The 18,113-nt window shown below is 44.1% G+C and carries 18 protein-coding genes; 7 read left to right on the forward strand and 11 right to left on the reverse strand.

Going from position 1 to position 18,113, the window contains the following annotated elements:
- From A142_RS11865 to bolA, 8 genes are all read right to left on the reverse strand, one after another.
- Positions 1–680 (reverse strand): FAD:protein FMN transferase (locus A142_RS11865; protein WP_069591567.1); only part of this gene is annotated, 680 nt, incomplete at its 3' end.
- Between the two features lie 174 nt (positions 681–854).
- Positions 855–2,081: an NADH:ubiquinone reductase (Na(+)-transporting) subunit F gene (gene nqrF, locus A142_RS11870; RefSeq protein ID WP_017631923.1), complete on the reverse strand. Its 1,227-nt coding sequence runs from the start codon at positions 2,079–2,081 to the stop codon at positions 855–857.
- A 29-nt stretch (positions 2,082–2,110) separates the two neighbouring features.
- The gene (gene nqrE, locus A142_RS11875; protein WP_009848375.1) at positions 2,111–2,707 is read right to left on the reverse strand and encodes an NADH:ubiquinone reductase (Na(+)-transporting) subunit E; all 597 of its coding nucleotides are present in this window, start codon (positions 2,705–2,707) and stop codon (positions 2,111–2,113) included.
- A gap of 7 nt (positions 2,708–2,714) precedes the next feature.
- Positions 2,715–3,347 (reverse strand): NADH:ubiquinone reductase (Na(+)-transporting) subunit D, encoded by a 633-nt coding sequence (locus A142_RS11880; RefSeq protein ID WP_008223083.1) that lies wholly within the window; start codon positions 3,345–3,347, stop codon positions 2,715–2,717.
- Positions 3,347–4,114 (reverse strand): Na(+)-translocating NADH-quinone reductase subunit C, encoded by a 768-nt coding sequence (locus A142_RS11885; RefSeq protein ID WP_019823841.1) that lies wholly within the window; start codon positions 4,112–4,114, stop codon positions 3,347–3,349. The genes A142_RS11880 and A142_RS11885 overlap by 1 nt, the downstream gene beginning before the upstream one ends.
- The gene (locus tag A142_RS11890; protein ID WP_017067139.1) at positions 4,104–5,348 is read right to left on the reverse strand and encodes an NADH:ubiquinone reductase (Na(+)-transporting) subunit B; all 1,245 of its coding nucleotides are present in this window, start codon (positions 5,346–5,348) and stop codon (positions 4,104–4,106) included. The genes A142_RS11885 and A142_RS11890 overlap by 11 nt, the downstream gene beginning before the upstream one ends.
- Positions 5,349–5,353: 5 nt before the next feature.
- On the reverse strand, positions 5,354–6,694 hold the full coding sequence (locus A142_RS11895; RefSeq protein WP_019823845.1) for a Na(+)-translocating NADH-quinone reductase subunit A: 1,341 nt from the start codon (positions 6,692–6,694) through the stop codon (positions 5,354–5,356).
- A 521-nt stretch (positions 6,695–7,215) separates the two neighbouring features.
- Positions 7,216–7,524 carry a transcriptional regulator BolA gene (gene bolA, locus A142_RS11900; RefSeq protein ID WP_017064186.1) on the reverse strand — a complete coding sequence of 103 codons (309 nt, stop codon included), beginning with the start codon at positions 7,522–7,524 and terminating at the stop codon, positions 7,216–7,218.
- Positions 7,525–7,698: 174 nt separating this feature from the next.
- Here bolA and A142_RS11905 point away from each other — a divergent pair, with 174 nt between their 5' ends.
- From A142_RS11905 to A142_RS11920, 4 genes are all read left to right on the forward strand, one after another.
- Complete coding sequence (locus tag A142_RS11905) at positions 7,699–8,850, forward strand: methyltransferase (protein ID WP_019823848.1); 1,152 nt, start codon at positions 7,699–7,701, stop codon at positions 8,848–8,850.
- Between the two features lie 66 nt (positions 8,851–8,916).
- Complete coding sequence (locus tag A142_RS11910) at positions 8,917–9,486, forward strand: YajG family lipoprotein (RefSeq protein WP_019823849.1); 570 nt, start codon at positions 8,917–8,919, stop codon at positions 9,484–9,486.
- The gene (locus A142_RS11915; RefSeq protein ID WP_019823852.1) at positions 9,486–10,034 is read left to right on the forward strand and encodes a peptidylprolyl isomerase; all 549 of its coding nucleotides are present in this window, start codon (positions 9,486–9,488) and stop codon (positions 10,032–10,034) included. The genes A142_RS11910 and A142_RS11915 overlap by 1 nt, the downstream gene beginning before the upstream one ends.
- Positions 10,035–10,087: 53 nt before the next feature.
- Entirely contained in the window at positions 10,088–11,446 is a 1,359-nt protein-coding gene (locus A142_RS11920; protein ID WP_019823854.1) for an AmpG family muropeptide MFS transporter, read from the forward strand.
- A gap of 75 nt (positions 11,447–11,521) precedes the next feature.
- Here A142_RS11920 and A142_RS11925 read toward each other — a convergent pair whose 3' ends face one another.
- Positions 11,522–12,868 (reverse strand): DUF4397 domain-containing protein, encoded by a 1,347-nt coding sequence (locus tag A142_RS11925; protein WP_019823856.1) that lies wholly within the window; start codon positions 12,866–12,868, stop codon positions 11,522–11,524.
- 586 nt (positions 12,869–13,454) lie between these two features.
- Between A142_RS11925 and A142_RS11930 the strand changes: the two genes are divergently transcribed.
- From A142_RS11930 to csdA, 3 genes are all read left to right on the forward strand, one after another.
- Positions 13,455–14,291: an outer membrane protein OmpK gene (locus A142_RS11930; protein WP_029405556.1), complete on the forward strand. Its 837-nt coding sequence runs from the start codon at positions 13,455–13,457 to the stop codon at positions 14,289–14,291.
- Between the two features lie 110 nt (positions 14,292–14,401).
- A complete protein-coding gene (gene panE / locus A142_RS11935) occupies positions 14,402–15,295 on the forward strand; it encodes a 2-dehydropantoate 2-reductase (protein WP_019823860.1) in 894 nt (297 codons plus the stop codon).
- 86 nt (positions 15,296–15,381) lie between these two features.
- Complete coding sequence (csdA, locus tag A142_RS11940) at positions 15,382–16,593, forward strand: cysteine desulfurase CsdA (RefSeq protein ID WP_019823861.1); 1,212 nt, start codon at positions 15,382–15,384, stop codon at positions 16,591–16,593.
- Positions 16,594–16,811: 218 nt separating this feature from the next.
- On the opposite strand, the gene csdE is transcribed toward csdA, so the two are convergent.
- Both csdE and tcdA read right to left on the reverse strand, forming a co-directional pair.
- On the reverse strand, positions 16,812–17,243 hold the full coding sequence (gene csdE, locus A142_RS11945; protein WP_019823863.1) for a cysteine desulfurase sulfur acceptor subunit CsdE: 432 nt from the start codon (positions 17,241–17,243) through the stop codon (positions 16,812–16,814).
- A 37-nt stretch (positions 17,244–17,280) separates the two neighbouring features.
- Positions 17,281–18,090 carry a tRNA cyclic N6-threonylcarbamoyladenosine(37) synthase TcdA gene (gene tcdA / locus A142_RS11950; RefSeq protein ID WP_019823865.1) on the reverse strand — a complete coding sequence of 270 codons (810 nt, stop codon included), beginning with the start codon at positions 18,088–18,090 and terminating at the stop codon, positions 17,281–17,283.
- Positions 18,091–18,113 lie beyond the last annotated feature (23 nt).

An 18,113-nucleotide genomic window follows, 5' to 3' on the forward strand; every position in this document is an offset into this window, starting at 1 on the left:
ATGTTGCGCTCGTCAATACTTGGCTTTTCGATGGCAATACGCCAGCCTACACTTTCGCGGTTAAGGCCTTTTAAACGGATTTCACCGCCGACTTCTACCATGTAGTTGTGAATACCAATTGAATCAAGGTAATCAGCAACAACATCAACGCCCCAACCTTTTGCAATGGTTGACAGGTCAACATACAAATTAGACAAATCTTTAGTTAGCTTGTTGCCTTCAACGCTCAAGTGGTGAATACCGACTTTAGCTTTACGAGCAGCAAGCTCTTCATCTGATGGAACTACTTCCGGACGCGCTTCAGGACCAAAACCCCAAAGATTAACTAATGGACCAACCGTAACGTCCAACGCTCCTTCAGTAAGACCGTTCAAACGAATGGCTTCTTTCACAACAATAGCGGTTTGTTCAGAGACTTCGAATGCGTCCGCGCCTTTGTGTTGGTTGAAACGGCTCAGCTCTGAATCTTCACGGTAAGTCGACATTTGATCATTCACTTCTTCAAGTAGACGATCGATCTCAGTATGAACTTCATTAGACTCAGGAAATTCATCACCATTGATGTATTTAATATTGTAACTGGTACCCATAGTCGGGCCACTTAAATGCACTTGCTCTCTTGCCTGCTCGCAGCCCGCAAGAAAAATCAAAGAAGTTAATGCAACAAGCCAAATTCTCACTTGCTTACTCCTGTCTAATGTTGAGGATTTATATAAGGAAAAATAAGAGTAAAAAATAGGTATTTTGAATGCCTTACTCTTTCTTATATAAGCCAGTATGTTGTCAAAAATAGTCTTAGAAAAACAAATGGCTGACTCGTGAGAGTCAGCCATAATATCAATCACTTAAATGGATTAACCACCGAAGTCATCTAGTAGGATGTTTTCATCTTCTACACCAAGATCTTTCAGCATGCCGATAACAGCCGCGTTCATCATTGGTGGACCACACATGTAGTACTCACAGTCTTCAGGAGCTTCGTGATCCTTCAGGTAGTTTTCGTACAATACGTTGTGGATGAAGCCTGTGTAACCGTCCCAGTTGTCCTCTGGTTGAGGATCAGACAGAGCACAGTGCCACACGAAGTTCTCGTTTGCAGCCGCTAGGCCATCGAAATCTTCAATGTAGAACATCTCACGCTTAGAACGTGCACCGTACCAGTAAGACATTTTACGAGTAGAGTTAAGACGCTTAAGTTGGTCGAAGATATGTGAACGCATTGGCGCCATACCTGCACCACCACCGATGAATACCATTTCATTATCTGTGTCTTTAGCAAAGAACTCACCAAATGGACCAGAAATAGTACATTTGTCGCCTTCTTTAAGAGACCAGATGTATGAAGACATCACACCAGGAGCTACATCAGGGTTATTTGGCGGCGGAGTTGCGATACGCACGTTAAGCTTGATGATGCCTTTCTCTTCTGGGTATGAAGCCATAGAGTAAGCACGGATCGAATGCTCTTTAACGATAGACTCGTAACGGAACAAGTTGAACTTATCCCAGTCACCACGGTATTCCTCAGGAATATCGTAATCTGCGTATTTCACGTGATGTGGTTCAGCTTCAATCTGAATGTAACCACCCGCGCGGAACGGAACTTCTTCACCTTCAGGGATAGCTAGAGCCAGTTCTTTGATGAAAGTAGCTTCGTTGTTATTCGAGATAACAGTACATTCCCACTTTTTAACACCAAAGATATCTTCGTCTAGTTCAATCTCCATGTCAGTTTTCATAGCAACTTGACATGCAAGACGTTCGCCTTCGCGAGCTTCGCCTTTTGTGATGTGATCAAGTTCAGTTGGAAGGATGTCGCCACCACCAGACTTAACTTTTACACGACACTGACCACAAGAGCCACCGCCACCACAAGCAGAAGATACGAAGATACCAGCGCCAGCTAGGGCACCAAGTAGCTTGCTACCAGGTTGAGTAACGATCGCCTTTTCAGGGTCGCCGTTTACAGCAATAGTGATGTCACCTGATGGTACTAGCTTAGACTTAGCGAAAAGAATCACTAGTACTAGAGCCAATACAATAATGGTAAACATCGCTACGCCAAGAATAATGCTTTGCATTTGTTATTCCTTATTACTGGGTGCTTACCCTACAGTTGAACACCAGAGAAAGACATAAAGCCTAACGCCATCAGACCAACAGTAATGAACGTGATACCAAGGCCACGAAGACCTGGAGGTACGTCAGAGTACTTCATCTTCTCACGGATACCCGCAAGAGCAACGATAGCTAACATCCAACCCACACCAGAACCGAAGCCGTAAACAACAGATTCAGCAAAGTTGTAGTCACGAGTTACCATGAAAGATACACCACCAAAGATTGCACAGTTAACTGTGATCAGTGGAAGGAAGATACCTAGTGCGTTGTACAAAGGTGGGAAGAAACGGTCTAGAACCATCTCTAGGATTTGTACAAGTGCCGCGATAACACCGATGAATGCGATGAAGTTAAGGAAACTTAAATCGACACCTTCAACAAGCGCGTTTTCTTTCAGGATGTGTGTGTAAACAAGGTTGTTTACAGGAACAGCGATTGTAAGTACTACAACTACCGCAACACCAAGACCAAAAGAAGTTTTAACTTTCTTAGATACCGCTAGGAATGTACACATACCTAGGAAGAAAGAAAGCGCCATGTTTTCGATGAAAATCGATTTAACTAGCAGACTAATATAATGTTCCATGACTACCTTACCCCTTCGCTTCTACTTGTTCTGGTTTGAACACACGAATTGCCCAAATCAAGAAACCAATTAGGAAGAATGCAGAAGGTGCTAGAAGCATCAAGCCGTTTGGCTGATACCAACCACCGTTGCTCACTAGAGGTAGTACTTCCATACCAAATAGTTTGCCAGAGCCTAGAAGCTCACGGAAGAAACCAACAGTGATAAGAACGAAACCGTAACCAAGACCGTTACCAAGACCATCGATTAGAGATGGGATTGGCGCAGACTTCATTGCGAATGCTTCAGCACGACCCATTACAATACAGTTAGTAATGATTAGGCCTACGAATACAGATAGCTGCTTAGAGATATCGTATAGGTATGCTTTTAGCACTTGGTCTACCACGATTACTAGTGATGCGATAATTGCCATCTGAACGATGATACGCACACTGTTAGGAATGTGGTTACGGATCAAAGAAACGAAGAAGTTAGACAGAGCAGTAACAAACATTACCGCGATAGTCATAACAAATGCTGTTTCTAGCTTAGTGGTTACCGCAAGAGCAGAACACACACCAAGAACCTGTAGCGCGATTGGGTTGTTGTCCAACACCGGCGCTAAGATGCTCTTTTTAATTTCTTTTGCACTAGACATTAGTTCAGACCTCCGTCACGAACTTTTGCTAGGAACGGACCAAAGCCCATATCACCTAACCAGAAGTCAAATGTATGTTGAACACCAACGCTAGTCAGTGTTGCACCAGAAAGGCCATCTACACCGTGCTCAGAACCTTGAGGAGCGCCACCTTTAACAACCTGAATAGCAGGTTTGTGGTTTTCGTCGAATAATTTCTTACCAACGAATTGAGCGCGCCAAGTTGGGTTCTCAACTTCACCACCAAGTCCAGGAGTTTCACCTTGCTCGTAGTAAGTGATACCAGAAACTGTGTTGCCATCAGTTTCTACCGCAACGAATGCGTACATCATTGACCATAGACCGTTACCGTGAACAGGGATGATAACTTTAGAAGTTTCAGCGCCATCTTTCACAAGGTATACAGTACCCGTGTTAGCACGACGAAGGATCTTAGCGATGTCATCTTCAGCTGAAAGCTTGATTGACTGAGCTGGATCTTTTGCCGCTTTACGTTGGTCGTATGCAGCAGCATCGCCGTCAACGAAATCGCCAGTAGCGAAATCAACTAGACGAGGTTCAATGTTCTCTGCGTACAGTTCAGGGATATTACCCGCAAGTTCAATGCCCGCAACTTCAAGGATCTTAGTTTGCTGATCCAGAACTGCGTTAGCTTGTTGCTTAGGTTTAAGAACAACTGCAGCTGTTGAAACGATGATTGAGCACACTAGGCTCAATGCGATAACAACAAACAGCGTCTTTTTAATGCTATCGTTATTACTTGCCATAGCGCGCTAGTCTCCGCTTAATGTTCTTCTCGATTACAACGTGGTCAAACAGAGGAGCAAATAGGTTTGCGAATAGAATCGCAAGCATCATGCCTTCTGGGTATGCAGGGTTAACTACACGAATCATTACACACATTGCGCCGATTAGGATGCCGTACCACCACTTACCTTTGTTGGTAAATGAAGCTGATACTGGGTCAGTCGCCATGAAGAACATACCGAATGCGAAGCCACCTAGAACTAGGTGCCAGTGCCAAGGCATGCTGAACATTGCGTTAGTATCAGAACCGATCACATTAAACAGCGTAGACACAGCAATCATACCGATCATTACACCAGCAATGATGCGCCATGAAGCGATACGCATGTAAACGATCATCGCAGCACCGATCATAAGTGCTAGAGTCGATACTTCACCGATAGAACCTGGGATGTTACCAATGAATGCATCCATCCAAGTGATTGCTTCACCAGATGTTACGTTCATTAGTGCGCTACCGCCGCCTTGAGCCCATTGGCTAAGAGCAGTTGCACCAGAGAAACCATCTGCAGCAGTCCAAACTACGTCACCTGAAATCTGTGCAGGGTATGCAAAGAATAGGAACGCACGACCAGCAAGTGCAGGGTTCAGGAAGTTACGACCCGTACCACCGAAGATCTCTTTAGCGACTACAACACCGAAGGTAATACCTAGTGCTGCTTGCCATAGAGGAAGTGTTGGCGGAACGATAAGCGCGAATAAGATAGAAGTAACAAAGAAACCTTCGTTTACTTCGTGCTTACGCACCATACAGAACAGAACTTCCCAGAAACCACCAACGATGAATACCGTTGCGTAGATAGGTAGGAAGTATGTCGCACCAAGTAGCATCTTACTGCCAACACCTGCATCGGCTCCTAAGGAGGCGCCAAGCATTTCGGTTAGCCAGTAGTGCCAGTTACCACTGATAACAGATGCTAGTTCAGCGCCTGCGTACATATGGTTAAGTGCTGCGATAGCTTGGCCACCCGCGTTGTACATACCCCAGAACATTGCTGGGAATACCGCGAACCAAACCATGATCATGATACGTTTTAAATCAACGCTATCACGAACGTGCGAGCTTTTCTTTGTAATAAGACCTGGCGTGTAGAACACTGTCGCTGCTGCTTCGTAAAGCGCAAACCACTTCTCGTGTTTACCACCTGGCTCAAAATGATGCTCGATGTCTTCAAGAAACTTTTTAAGGCCCATGAAAATTACCCTTCCTTCTCAATCGTATCTAGGCATTCACGAAGTAGTTGACCGTACTCGTACTTACCTGGACATACAAAGGTACACAATGCTACATCTTCTTCGTCTAGCTCTAGCGCACCAAGTGCTTGAGCACTATCAATGTCGCCTGCACATAGATCACGAAGCAGCAATGTAGGTTCCATATCTAGAGGCATTACGCGCTCGTAGTTACCAATTGGAACCATTGAGCGGTCACTACCGTTTGTTGTCGTTGTCATGTTGAACAACTGACCTTTAAACAGGTGACCAAGGAATGAACGAGTAACAGAGAACTTGTTCTTACCAGGCATAGCCCAGCCGAATAGCTCTTTATCACGACCTTCACGTAGAACAGAAACTTGCTGATGGTAACGACCAAGGAAAGCATGTGGACCTGTTGCTTCAGTACCCGTAAGTACAGAACCAGAAATCACACGAACTTCGCCTGGCATTAACTCGCTGTCTGTCAACTCTTCAAGGCTAGCACCAATTTGAGTACGAACTAGACGTGGGTTGTTCACCACTGGACCAGCCAGAGAAACAACACGCTCAGAGTAAATCTCACCAGTAAGGAAAAGCTTACCGAATGCGATAACATCTTGGTAGTTAATGCTCCACGCTACATTTTGTGCATTTACCGGATATAGGTAATGCATATGCGTGCCTGCAAGACCTGCAGGGTGTGGGCCATCAAAAACATGTTCTTCAACGTTAGACTGAGCTGAACGAGGTAAGCTAGTACCTTTTTTACAAACGTACACTTTACCGTTAGTCAGAGTTGAAAGAAGATCTAAACCAGCAACGAAAGCATCAGACTGCTCGTTAATGATTAATTCTGGCTCAGCTGCTAGCGGATTAGTATCCATAGCAGTAACGAAAATAGCCTGAGTTTCAGAATCAACTGCTGGAACCTTGCTGAACGGACGAGTTCGCAAAGCGGTCCATGCGCCAGACTCAACTAACTGAGCTTTAACCGTTTCACGGTCAAGGCCTACTAGTTGGTTAGCTTCATAGCTATTGAACGTGATTTGCTCATTGCCTGCTACTTCAATCACTACTGATTGAAGAACACGCTTAGCACCACGGTTCACTTCAATAACTTTACCGCTTGCTGGAGAAGTAAATACAACACCTGGATTCTTTTTATCTGCAAAAAGAACTTGGCCTTTCTTCACTTCATCACCAACGCGAGCATGCATCGTAGGACGCATACCAACGTACTCTTCGCCAAGCAAGGCGACTTTAGTGATGGACTTACCATCATTAATCACCTGGGATGGAGTTCCTGCGATAGGAAGATCCAAACCCTTCTTTATTGTAATCATACGCACTTGCACTACTTTATCGGGAAAAAGATTCTTTTAATTGCGTAAATTCGGGACGTTTTAAAATCGCCCTTAGACACGACATTACAGTGTCCGGTTTTGGTAAATTTGAGATACCAAAATCGCAACATTACATTAATAAACTCATCACAAAGATTATGTGAGATTTATCAGGTGCCGTATTCTAGCATTTTTTGACAACTTGATGCCATGACCAATAACTTGAATACGGCCTTTATTTGGTGAGATTTGAAGCATATGGACTCTCAAATATGTATAAATTTGACGAGCCGCACAGATAAAATGGCTTTTGAAACCTGTTTTAAACAAGAGATTAATACTCTGTCACAAACTATTATTTTAAGATTTATGTTGAAACACTGTTAATAAAAACATTACTCATTGTAGGTATTTTCAGCCGTTCGATTTACCATCAGTTTGAGTGATATAACAACGAAAAACAGATGAATTTGACGACAAAAAAGGCGGCATAGCCACCTCTTCTATATTCGTAAGCTTTCTTACTTACCGCCACCCATGCACATCGGGCTATCTGGCACGTTATCGAGCTGCTTCATCCATTCATCTTTTGTATAAGTGTGAATGGACAATGCGTGAATATTGTTCGCTAACTCTTCTGAAAGTGCTTTATTTACCGCTCGATGACGAGCAATAAGGCGCAATCCTTCAAACACATCACTGACAACAATCACTTTAAAATGACTCTCAGAACCGGCCGGAACATTGTGCATATAGCTCTCATTGACCACGTTTAAATGACTTGGTGAAAACTCATTGTGCAATTTTGTTTCGATAACTTCTTGGATCATTGTGATTCCTTAATAACGTATTGGCATTATCCGTGGGGTGAGTATAAACCCTAACAGGTCGAGTGTCTGAGTATTTGATAGCGAATGGCATAGGTTTGGTTGAGTTTTTTCTATCTTGTTCAGCCTGCATTTGAGACAATATCTTTGTTATTTCTTACATAAGTATCTCAAGCAATGAAAACCGAACTTACCCTTCACGACAGAACTTTGACCTTACATCGTTTCCCGAAACGTTCAAATGAAACCCTTCAAGCTTGGGATGCGGGCGACGAATACCTGATCAGTCATGTCGAAGATATGAACCTTGAACCTGGCAAACATATCCTGATCATGAACGACAGCTTCGGTGCCCTATCGACTTGGTTCTCGAAAGATCATGATGTCACTATGATGAGCGACTCATTTATCTCTCACCGTGGCGCCCTGAAAAACTTGCAGCGCAATCAAAGTAACCGAGTGAACTTCTTGAACACGATGGATGATATCCCACACGGTATCGATCTTGTGATCATGCAGCTGCCAAAAACAAATCGTCACCTAATCTGGCAATTGAGCCAGCTACGCCAAGCTTTGCCTGAAGGCTGCCAAGTGATCGGCGTCAACAAGGTAAAAGAGATTCACACCTCTACGCTTAATCTGTTCGAAAAATACCTAGGTGAAACCAAAACATCACTAGCGAAGAAAAAACACCGCTTAGTATTCTCATCACCAAACTGCCAGCCAATTCAAACGGTAGAGCCTTTTGTTGAATGGGATGTAGACGGTGAAGATATCCGATTGAAAAATTTACCAAATGTTTACTCAGGGGAAGCACTCGATCAGGGCGCTCGCTATATGCTAGAGCACATCCCACAAGATCCCGAGCTGCGTCATATCATCGATCTTGGCTGTGGCAACGGTGTATTGAGTGTAAAAGCAGGGCAATTGAACCCACAAGCTCGTATCACCTGTGTGGATGAAAGCTTTATGGCGGTCGAATCGGCGCGCCAAAACGTCAAGGATAACCTTGGTGAAGAAGGCAACTTCCAGTTCATCGCCAACAACTGTTTAGATGGCTTTAAGAAAAACAGCACCTACTTAGTGATGTGTAATCCTCCATTCCATCAGCAACAAGCGATTACGGATCACATTGCGTGGCAAATGTTCTGTGATGCAAAGCATGTTCTAAGCAATGGAGGCAAATTAATTGTTATTGGCAACCGACACCTCGGATACGATGTCAAACTAGCAAGACTATTTGGTGAAGCTAACGTTGAAACGCTTGAACTAAACCAAAAATTTGAGATATTACAAGCAACAAGAGAACCTGCGAATTTTAATAAATAAGCAGAAACGACTTCACAAGAATTTAAGATACCGAGCTTCTGGTGTGAATTTAGAAAGGATAAAGGAATGAAAAAACTGATTTTGGCTGCTTCTATTATGGCTTTGACAGCATGTTCAGCCCCTCAGCAAGAACAGATCAATGTAATGCCAGAAGCTTCACTAAGCTCAAGCAACCTTGTACAAGACAAAACATACACACTAACCAGTAAAGATGTGCGTGCTGCTCAATATGTTGCATTGGTTGATAGTGGCCGTTCAAACATTCAACCAATTCACGCTAAGCAAAACATGCGTATTTCTCTAGAAAATGCTGTTGCACAGCAGTTAGAGTCTCAAGGTTTTCGTGCGAGCGTAAACAGTGAAAACTCGATTATTTTAGAGATTCAAGAGGCACTTGTGACCGTAGAACACACCATTATGGAAAACAAAATGGACGGTAAAGTAACGCTTGAAGTTACCGCTGAAACGCCTGAAGGCAAACTAGTTAAAACATTCAACGGTACTGCAACACGCACTGGTGCATTGAGCGCATCAAACGACGACATCTCTATGGTTCTTAATGACGTGATCAACTTGGTTCTTACTGAGATCGCTAACGACCAAGAGCTACAAACTTACATGAAGGAACGTTTCTAATGGGTCGTATTTTATCTTCTATCGCATTAATGCTAGTGAGCGTGAGCGTTTGGGCTGGTCCTAAAGTAAACGTGGAAACAACATTAGGCGACTTCACTATTGAGCTTAACCAAGAACAAGCACCGGTTAGTGCGGAGAACTTTCTAAAATACGTTGCTGACGGCAGCTACGAAGGCACTATCTTCCACCGTGTTATTCCTGGCTTTATGGCGCAAGGTGGCGGCTTCGATCAAGAGATGAATCAACAAGCAACTTACGCTCCTATCAAGAATGAAGGCAGCAATGGCTTGAAGAACGATACAGCAACAATCGCGATGGCTCGTACTAATGCGCCAGATTCTGCAACTCGTCAGTTCTTCATTAACTTCTCTGATAATGATTTCTTGAACGCCAAAGGTGGCAACCCAGGCTACGCTGTATTCGGCAAAGTAACTGAAGGTTTTGATGTTGTTCAAAAGATGGCAACCATTCCAACTAAACGAATGGGCCGCATGTCAGACATCCCAGTCGACCCAATCGTCATCACTAAAGTGACCCTTCTTAAGTAATCCAATCTAACGCCCTTATTTCTTAAGGGCGTTTTTCTACACAAGGACGCCCTATGTCATCAGGCACTCCCTCTCTTTCTTGGATGCAGACTTTCCGCAGCTACCTAGATAAACGCCTACTTTGGGTGTTTATGCTCGGCTGTTCGAGTGGCTTCCCATGGGTTCTTATTGGATCCAATATGTCTGGTTGGCTAAAAGATGCAGGTTTAACGCGTGCTGCCATCGGCTACTTTGGTAGTGTGTTTGCCGTGTATGCGATTAACTTTCTATGGGCACCATTGGTCGACCGAGTAAAACTGCCGGTGCTTCACGCAATACTCGGCCAGCGACGCAGTTGGATCTTTTTCTGCCAAACCATTGTTTTAATCGGTACCTTATTCATTGCAGGCGTCAATCCCGCAGAGAACTTGGCGTTTACTTCAATGTTGGCGCTCGCTATTGCCATTGCCTCAGCCACGCAAGACATCGCGATTGATGCATTTCGTATTGATACCTTCCCAAAATCCGAAGCATCAAAACTGCCGCAAGCTTCTGCAATGGCAGTAATTGGTTGGTGGACAGGGTACTCTCTACCAGGCTACCTAGCCTTCGTTAACGCTGATTCTATTGGATGGAATGGGGTGTATTACGGCATGGCTGGTATTGTCGCTATTCTAATGCTATTCACATTATTTGTTGGGGAACCAACAACACAACGCGAAGCGCTACAAAAAGAAGCACAGCAACGCCATAATAAGGTTGTGGGTTCTAAAGTTGTGGCCTGGCTAAGCGTTACAGTGCTTGAGCCTTTCTACGATTTCTTTAAGAGAAACGGTGTTCAAGTTGCAATTACCCTGCTGTTGTTTGTCTTCCTGTTTAAGATAGGTGAAGCCTTCTTAGGCAGAATGTCGATTCCCTTCTATAAAGAGATAGGTTTCAGTAACGAACAGATCGGTCATTACTCCAAGTTAATTGGCTGGGGTGCAACAATATTCTTCACCTTGTTAGGCAGTGTCTTCAATGTGAAATTTGGTATTGTACGCGGGCTGATGATCGGCGGTGTGGCAATGGCGGCTAGCAACCTCATGTTTGCATGGATTGCTCAAGTTGGACCCAATGAACACTTGTTTTTGGCAACCATTATTGTCGATAACTTCACAACCGCCTTTTCGACAGTGGCATTTGTCTCTTTCTTAACGCTACTAACAGGGCAAGCTTTCTCGGCAACGCAATATGCCTTGCTAGCATCATTGGGAAATTTCGGTCGAACGACGTTGGCATCTTTCAGCGGTGAATTGGTCGACTTCCTCAATGACTGGTCAACCTTCTTTATACTGACATCATTAATGGTGATACCGAGTTTGATCATGCTCTATTCGTTACGCCACTTTTTCACTGATTTGTTAGAAAAAGCTAAACACAACCACGAATAAGAGAAAAAGCAAACGAAAGAAAGAGGGTAGCACTAAGCTACCCTCTTTTATTTTCTGTATTCAGATGTTCAGGAGCTAGTCTGTCGTATCACTCACTATCAAGTTAAAGCCAGTTCCCATCGAATCATCAATCGCCACCACTTGATACACAACACCATCAGCCAAAGTTGCAGGCGCCGAATCAATCGCAACAGTAGATGGGTCACCTGCGACTGTGATCGTCACATAATAAGAGCCCGCAGCCACGTAAATGCCATTCGCGTAATCTTTGAATTTGACATCACTCAGCGCAGGAGTACTCCCAGAGATTCCTACGTTCTCAGTTAAGTAAATATCAACCGAAGCTGCAACTGGGTTTGCCGCCGCATGCGTAATGTTCAATACTGCACTAGTCGCTACCGGACGACGGTTTTCAGGAACGACAAGTGGTTCCAAATTCAGTGGACTTACTGTCCCTACCGCATAGATGCTGTAATCCATGCCAGCAAATACAGCCACCCCGTCAGCATCAATCAATGCATTGGTTGTTGTACCATCAGCAAAGATATCAATGTCATAACTCCCGGCAGCTAAATCGAGAAACCCGCGGATCTCCTTAAACATTAAATCAGCAAGTGGAGCAAATGCAGAACCGTTCACAAATGGGTCTACATCCTGTGCACCATCGACTAAATGCCCGACTCTTACTTCTGCAGTTTCTGCCATGTCATAGATTAACGATGATCCACTACCGTCCATCACCATCAATTTTACTGGGGAAGCGCTATTGGAATCAGCTCTTGGCACAGCCGCAATCGTTAGCTCGCTACCGCCAGAAAGAGTGATTTCTCCAGAGTCAAAAGCAATAGCACTGCCGCTCACGGTTTCTAATCTCACACGATATTGTCCTGCTGGAATGTTGAGTACGTCAGTAAAGTCCTTATAGCCCAGAGTACCAAGCGGAGCGCCCAATGGATCATTCGGTGCCGTTACATATAAGTTCACATCTCCAACCCCTGTTGCCGCGTGAACAACTTGCACATCTAAACTTGAACTTGTTGCCGTTCCCTCAGCAGGCCTTGTAACAACTAAAGCCTCAACCGGGTTATTAGAACCATCAGCATCGCCGACCACCATTACGGTGTAATCTAGATCACCGCTCAAATCGAATTGGCTTGGCGGAAGCACAGTCGCTACTGCGTCACCTGGAAGTTGGACATCGACTTGCAGAGTAGTTTGGCCTTGATCTACTGAGGCATATCCGGATGCTTGAGCATAATCAACACCGCTCCAACGAGCCTGACTATTTACTAACACATTAGCCAACGGGGCATCTGGCGATGCATGTACAGCTTGAAGTTGAGTTGTTGGTTGATCGTCATCATCACACCCAACAATGAACAGGGCTGATATCGCTACCGCGAGTATTGGTGAATATTTCATCGGTCTTCTCTCCAAAAAAGTTAGACCAGTTCGTCACACAAATGATTAGTCCAATAACTAATCTTTAAAAATTGTCTCAAAATCTAGTGCAGTGAACTGTCTTTAATTCTCCGTGATTCAAAAAGTAGCTAGGTTGAAATTCCTAGTCAGTCATCACATGAGTTGTTCATCAATTGATTCCACCACCATTACGAAGTTGGTTAAAAATAGATCAAAGGGACGAGCCAACCGTGGAGAGATTTAGTCGTTTTAGGAGGTGAAATTACATAGAAAGGAATACTGTTGATTTTGATATGCATATCACTCTATTTAGTATAATCGTTTGCTTAGAGCGGTTATTCACCAATTTATCTACAAAATAATCTAATTTCACAAAATCAATAGAATTAGAGGTGCATCAAGATGCATTGCCGCGTTAAAGTTCCATCATTTAGATCATTAGTGTGATCGATCTCACTTTAATAATTGCAATTTTCACTCTGTCTCACTTTTATTTGAGAACAAAATCGCTATGATGCTCGGCATTCGGACATATAAACACGCACGGATTAGCGGGTTACTTATTTTAAACATAGAGAGTTCCATTATGCGTAAATCACTTTTAACTCTTGGCCTACTTGCAGCGACTTCTGCTCCAGTAATGGCAGCAGATTATTCTGACGGCGACATCCACAAAAACGATTACAAGTGGCTTCAATTTAACCTAATGGGTGCTTTCGATGAGCTTCCAGGTGAATCATCTCATGACTACCTAGAAATGGAATTCGGCGGTCGTTCAGGCATTTTTGATCTATACGGTTACGTTGATGTATTCAACCTAACGTCTAATCCAGGCAGCGACAAAGATGGTGCAGAAAAAATCTTCATGAAGTTTGCACCTCGTATGTCTCTTGACGGACTAACAGGTAAAGACCTTTCTTTCGGTCCAGTTCAAGAACTATACGTTGCGACTCTAGTTGAATGGGGCGGCGGCGGTGCTACAAACTGTACTCCAGACCAATCAACTTGTGTTCCAAGTGAAACAACCAACACACAAAAAATTGGTCTAGGTTCTGACGTGATGGTTCCTTGGTTTGGTAAAGTTGGCTTAAACCTTTACGGAACATACGATTCAAACAAGAAAGACTGGAACGGTTACCAAGTTTCGGCTAACTGGTTTAAACCATTCTACTTCTTTGAGAACGGCTCATTCATCTCTTACCAAGGTTACATCGACTACCAATTTGGTATGGATGATGATAACAAAGCACTAAACACTTCGAATGGCGGTGCTATGTTCAATGGTCTTTACTGGCACTCAGATCGTTTCGCTGTTGGTTACGGTCTAAAAGGCTACAAAGATGTTTACGGTCTTAAAGACGACGGTCTAGCTGGTAAAACTACTGGCTTCGGTCACTACGTTGCAGTAACTTACAAGTTCTAATCGAACTTCTAAGAAAGTTTCCAAAATGGCACCCTCGGGTGCCATTTTTTATTGCTTTCATTTAATGCCTCGCTATCATTGCTGCATTACTTTCTTATCTCGGTATTGCTGTGAACATCACTATTGTTGGTCCCGGAGCGATTGGCGCTTTATGGGCAATAAAACTGCTTCAAGCTGGTCATAATGTGTCTTTGTGGAGTCGTTCTTCTGAACCTTCTGTTGAGCTATCTCTTGATGAACAAGCTTCGATTTCCTTCAGCAATAACGACAAAGACAAGCTTTCAGAAAGCGATTTGGTGCTCTTCACAGTAAAAGCTTGGCAAGTCGAAGATGCTATCACACCACTTATTCAGTATATCGACTCCGATGCTATCTTAATGTTCATGCACAACGGCATGGGCGCTGTCGAAGCCATAGCTGATCAAGTTAATACTCATCCAGTCATATTAGCGACCACCACTCAAGCTGCATTCAAACCCGACCGCAATCATGTGATTCACACTGGTGCTGGTCAAACTCAGTTAGGGGCTTTTAATCAAGCTGGAAAGAAATGCACCTTCTTAGTCGATGTCCTTGATCACGCATTGCCTAACGTCAGCTGGAACCCAGAAATACATACCGCTTTGTGGACCAAACTCGCAATCAATTGTGCAATCAACCCGCTAACTGGCCTTGAGCAAATCAAGAATGGAGAGCTGTCCGAACCACGCTTTGGTAATACTCTAACCGCAATCATTGAAGAGCTGACGCAAGTTATGCAGGCAGAGGGCATTAGTTGCTCGTTCGACGAATTGGAAACTAACGTCAACAAAGTTATTCAAGCGACGGCAAAGAACAACTCTTCAATGAAGCAAGATATGCTTTATCAAAGAAAGACTGAGATCGACTTCATCACTGGACACCTGATAAAAACAGCAAATAAGCATCAGATAGAAGTTCCCGTTAACCAAAAGCTGTTCGATCAGGTCAAAGAGCAAGAAAATAGCTGGAATCATCAAGATTAGTCAGCAACGGTTAACAAGTCGCGATAAAATAATGATACCGCTTAGCATTACGCTGGCACCAATTTCCAAGATTTAGGTAAGAATAGATGCTTGATATCAATCACATCCGAGAGCAGTTTCCTGCGCTATCCCAAACCATCAATCAACAACCATTGATTTACTTAGACAGCGCGGCAACGACACAAAAACCTCAGGTAGTTATTGATGCCATTAGCCAATATTACTCCAAGCAGAATGCCAATGTTCATCGTGGCAGTCATAGTTTAACCGCGCACGCTACCAGCCAATTTGAAGCAGCTAGAGACAAGGTCGCTCAGTTTATTGGCGCAACCTCATCGAAAGAGATTATCTGGACTCGCGGTGCCACCGAAGCACTTAACCTTATCGCTCAAACCTACGCTAGAAGTACCCTCCAACCGGGCGATGAAATCCTGGTGAGCGAAATGGAGCACCACGCCAACATTGTCCCTTGGCAAATTGTGGCAGAACAAACCGGTGCTAAGATCATCAAAATCCCAATGACATCTGACTGCGAATTCGACCTTGCTGCTTTTGATGCACTGTTGACTGAACGAACCAAGATCGTAGCTCTGGCTCAGATAACCAATGTAACGGGTTCTCGCCAACCGCTTGAGCAAGTTATCGAAAAAGCACACAAGATGAATGCGATTGTTGTGGTCGATGGCGCACAAGGCATTGTTCATGAGCCAGTTGATGTTGCTGCTTTAGGTGCGGATTTCTACGTTTTCTCTGGGCACAAGCTTTATGCCCCTGCAGGGATTGGTGTGCTTTACGGCAAACTAGAATTGCTCGAAGCGATGCCGCCATGGCATGGCGGTGGCAAAATGGTTGAACGCGTCTCTTTTTCTGGCACCACGTTTTCTGAACTGCCTGGTAAGTTCGAAGCAGGCACACCAAACGTAGCAGGTGCCATCGCTTTAAGTTCAGCAATCGAGTGGTTACATCAGTTCGAACAACAAGACGTGGAAGATCATATCCACCAGCTACAACACAAAACTTATCAAGCACTCAGTCAATTGGACGACATCCAAATACTCGGTTATAAGCCCAATTCGAGCGTAATTACTTTTGTGATGGATGGCGTTCACCATCAAGATATTGCGACCTTACTCGACCAACAAGGTATTGCCGTTCGTGCTGGTCATCACTGTGCACACCCATTAATGGATGCACTCAAAGTAAAAGGAACTGTGCGAATTTCATTTGGTATTTACAACAACATGGATGATGTTGAAAAGCTCGTAGCGGCGATAGAAAAAGCCGTTGATATGCTTTAGGGAATGACGAGAAACACCATTAGAATTCGTCATTTCAGAACTGAGGAACGAAGTATCTGGAATCTCTAATAGCAATACTATCCAAACGAGATTCCTTATTATGCCCCTTCGTCGCTTTAGGGAATGACGAAATATAGTTAGAAATCGTCATTCCAGAACTGAGGAACAAAGTATCTGCAATCTCTTTAAAGCAATATTGTGAAAAAGTATTGGGACAGTTACGAGCTAGCGAGGTTCTTGATCTGCTCAACAATCGCTTTAAGTCCGTTTCCTCTGGAAGGGCTCAAATGCGTAATCAAGCCAATCTTGTCGAAATAGCCATCAATGTCGAACGCTTGAACCTGCTCTGATGTTTTTCCATCATACGCAGCCATCACTAATGCAATCAGACCGCGAACGATACGCGCATCAGAATCAGCACAAAAGTGCCAAACACCATCGATATTCAGAGAAACCAACCACACTTGGCTTTCACAGCCAGAGACAATCACCTGCTCACTTTTCAGTTCATCAGGCATCGTTGGCAGTTTCTTACCCCATTGAATCACTTGGCGATAACGGTCTTCCCAGCCGCTAAATGTCTGCATCTTGGAGATGATATCATCACTGGTAATTTCAGTACCGAATGGAGAGCTTGGGAATGTGGTCATTTTAATATCCAGTCGATTATTAATTGAATAGAAGACGTTACTTAGTGTGCTTTTGAATGAGCTTTTCTACTATGCGCGAAACAGCAACAAAGCCAAACGTCGCCGTTACTACAGTTGCAGCGCCAAAACCTGTCGCGCAATCCATACGTTTTGGACCTTCGGCTGTCGCTTTCGCAGCACATACACTGCCATCCGCTTGAGGATATTTAAGCTGCTCAGTCGAGAATACACAATCGATGCCAAACTTACGCGCAGGATTCTTAGGGAAGTTATGATGACGACGCAGCGTATCTTTCAGTTTCTTCGCTAATGGATCTTGAATCGTTTTAGTCAAATCGGCCACTTTAATTTGCGTTGGGTCGATTTGACCACCCGCGCCACCAGTGGTGATCACTTTGATTTTATTACTGCGGCAATACGCCAATAACGAAGCTTTAGCTTTCATGCTATCGATCGCATCCAGCACAAAATCGAACTCTTTCGACAGGTATTCAGCCTGGTTATCAGGACCAATAAAGTCGTCAATCAGGTTAACTTTACACTCAGGGTTAATCAGCTTAACACGCTCGGCCATCACTTCGATTTTGCTCTTGCCGACCGTGCCCGACATTGCGTGAATCTGACGGTTGATGTTCGTCACACACACATCATCCATATCGATCAATGTCAGCTCACCCACGCCAGTACGCGCAAGCGCTTCAACCGCCCATGAACCGACGCCACCAATACCGATCACACACACATGTGCCGCTCTAAGTATATCGACTTCACTATTACCATACAGGCGACGAGTGCCACCGAATCGTTGGTCATAGTTTTCTGAAGCTGGAGTGGTCAATTCACGCATTGTTGCCGCCAATTTATTTCTGA

Source organism: Vibrio splendidus 12E03 (genome assembly GCF_000272105.2).
In the GTDB taxonomy this organism is placed as follows: Bacteria; Pseudomonadota; Gammaproteobacteria; order Enterobacterales; family Vibrionaceae; genus Vibrio; species Vibrio splendidus_I.

Coding starts and splice junctions, on each gene's coding strand:
- csdE (WP_019823863.1), bottom strand. CDS start 17,243: ATGACCACATTCCCAAGCTCTCCATTCGGTACTGAAATTACCAGTGAT.
- A142_RS11890 (WP_017067139.1), bottom strand. CDS start 5,348: ATGGGCCTTAAAAAGTTTCTTGAAGACATCGAGCATCATTTTGAGCCA.
- A142_RS11915 (WP_019823852.1), top strand. CDS start 9,486: ATGGGTCGTATTTTATCTTCTATCGCATTAATGCTAGTGAGCGTGAGC.
- bolA (WP_017064186.1), bottom strand. CDS start 7,524: ATGATCCAAGAAGTTATCGAAACAAAATTGCACAATGAGTTTTCACCA.
- A142_RS11885 (WP_019823841.1), bottom strand. CDS start 4,114: ATGGCAAGTAATAACGATAGCATTAAAAAGACGCTGTTTGTTGTTATC.
- A142_RS11895 (WP_019823845.1), bottom strand. CDS start 6,694: ATGATTACAATAAAGAAGGGTTTGGATCTTCCTATCGCAGGAACTCCA.
- A142_RS11920 (WP_019823854.1), top strand. CDS start 10,088: ATGTCATCAGGCACTCCCTCTCTTTCTTGGATGCAGACTTTCCGCAGC.
- A142_RS11910 (WP_019823849.1), top strand. CDS start 8,917: ATGAAAAAACTGATTTTGGCTGCTTCTATTATGGCTTTGACAGCATGT.
- nqrF (WP_017631923.1), bottom strand. CDS start 2,081: ATGCAAAGCATTATTCTTGGCGTAGCGATGTTTACCATTATTGTATTG.
- tcdA (WP_019823865.1), bottom strand. CDS start 18,090: ATGCGTGAATTGACCACTCCAGCTTCAGAAAACTATGACCAACGATTC.
- A142_RS11905 (WP_019823848.1), top strand. CDS start 7,699: ATGAAAACCGAACTTACCCTTCACGACAGAACTTTGACCTTACATCGT.
- A142_RS11930 (WP_029405556.1), top strand. CDS start 13,455: ATGCGTAAATCACTTTTAACTCTTGGCCTACTTGCAGCGACTTCTGCT.
- A142_RS11925 (WP_019823856.1), bottom strand. CDS start 12,868: ATGAAATATTCACCAATACTCGCGGTAGCGATATCAGCCCTGTTCATT.
- A142_RS11880 (WP_008223083.1), bottom strand. CDS start 3,347: ATGTCTAGTGCAAAAGAAATTAAAAAGAGCATCTTAGCGCCGGTGTTG.
- nqrE (WP_009848375.1), bottom strand. CDS start 2,707: ATGGAACATTATATTAGTCTGCTAGTTAAATCGATTTTCATCGAAAAC.
- csdA (WP_019823861.1), top strand. CDS start 15,382: ATGCTTGATATCAATCACATCCGAGAGCAGTTTCCTGCGCTATCCCAA.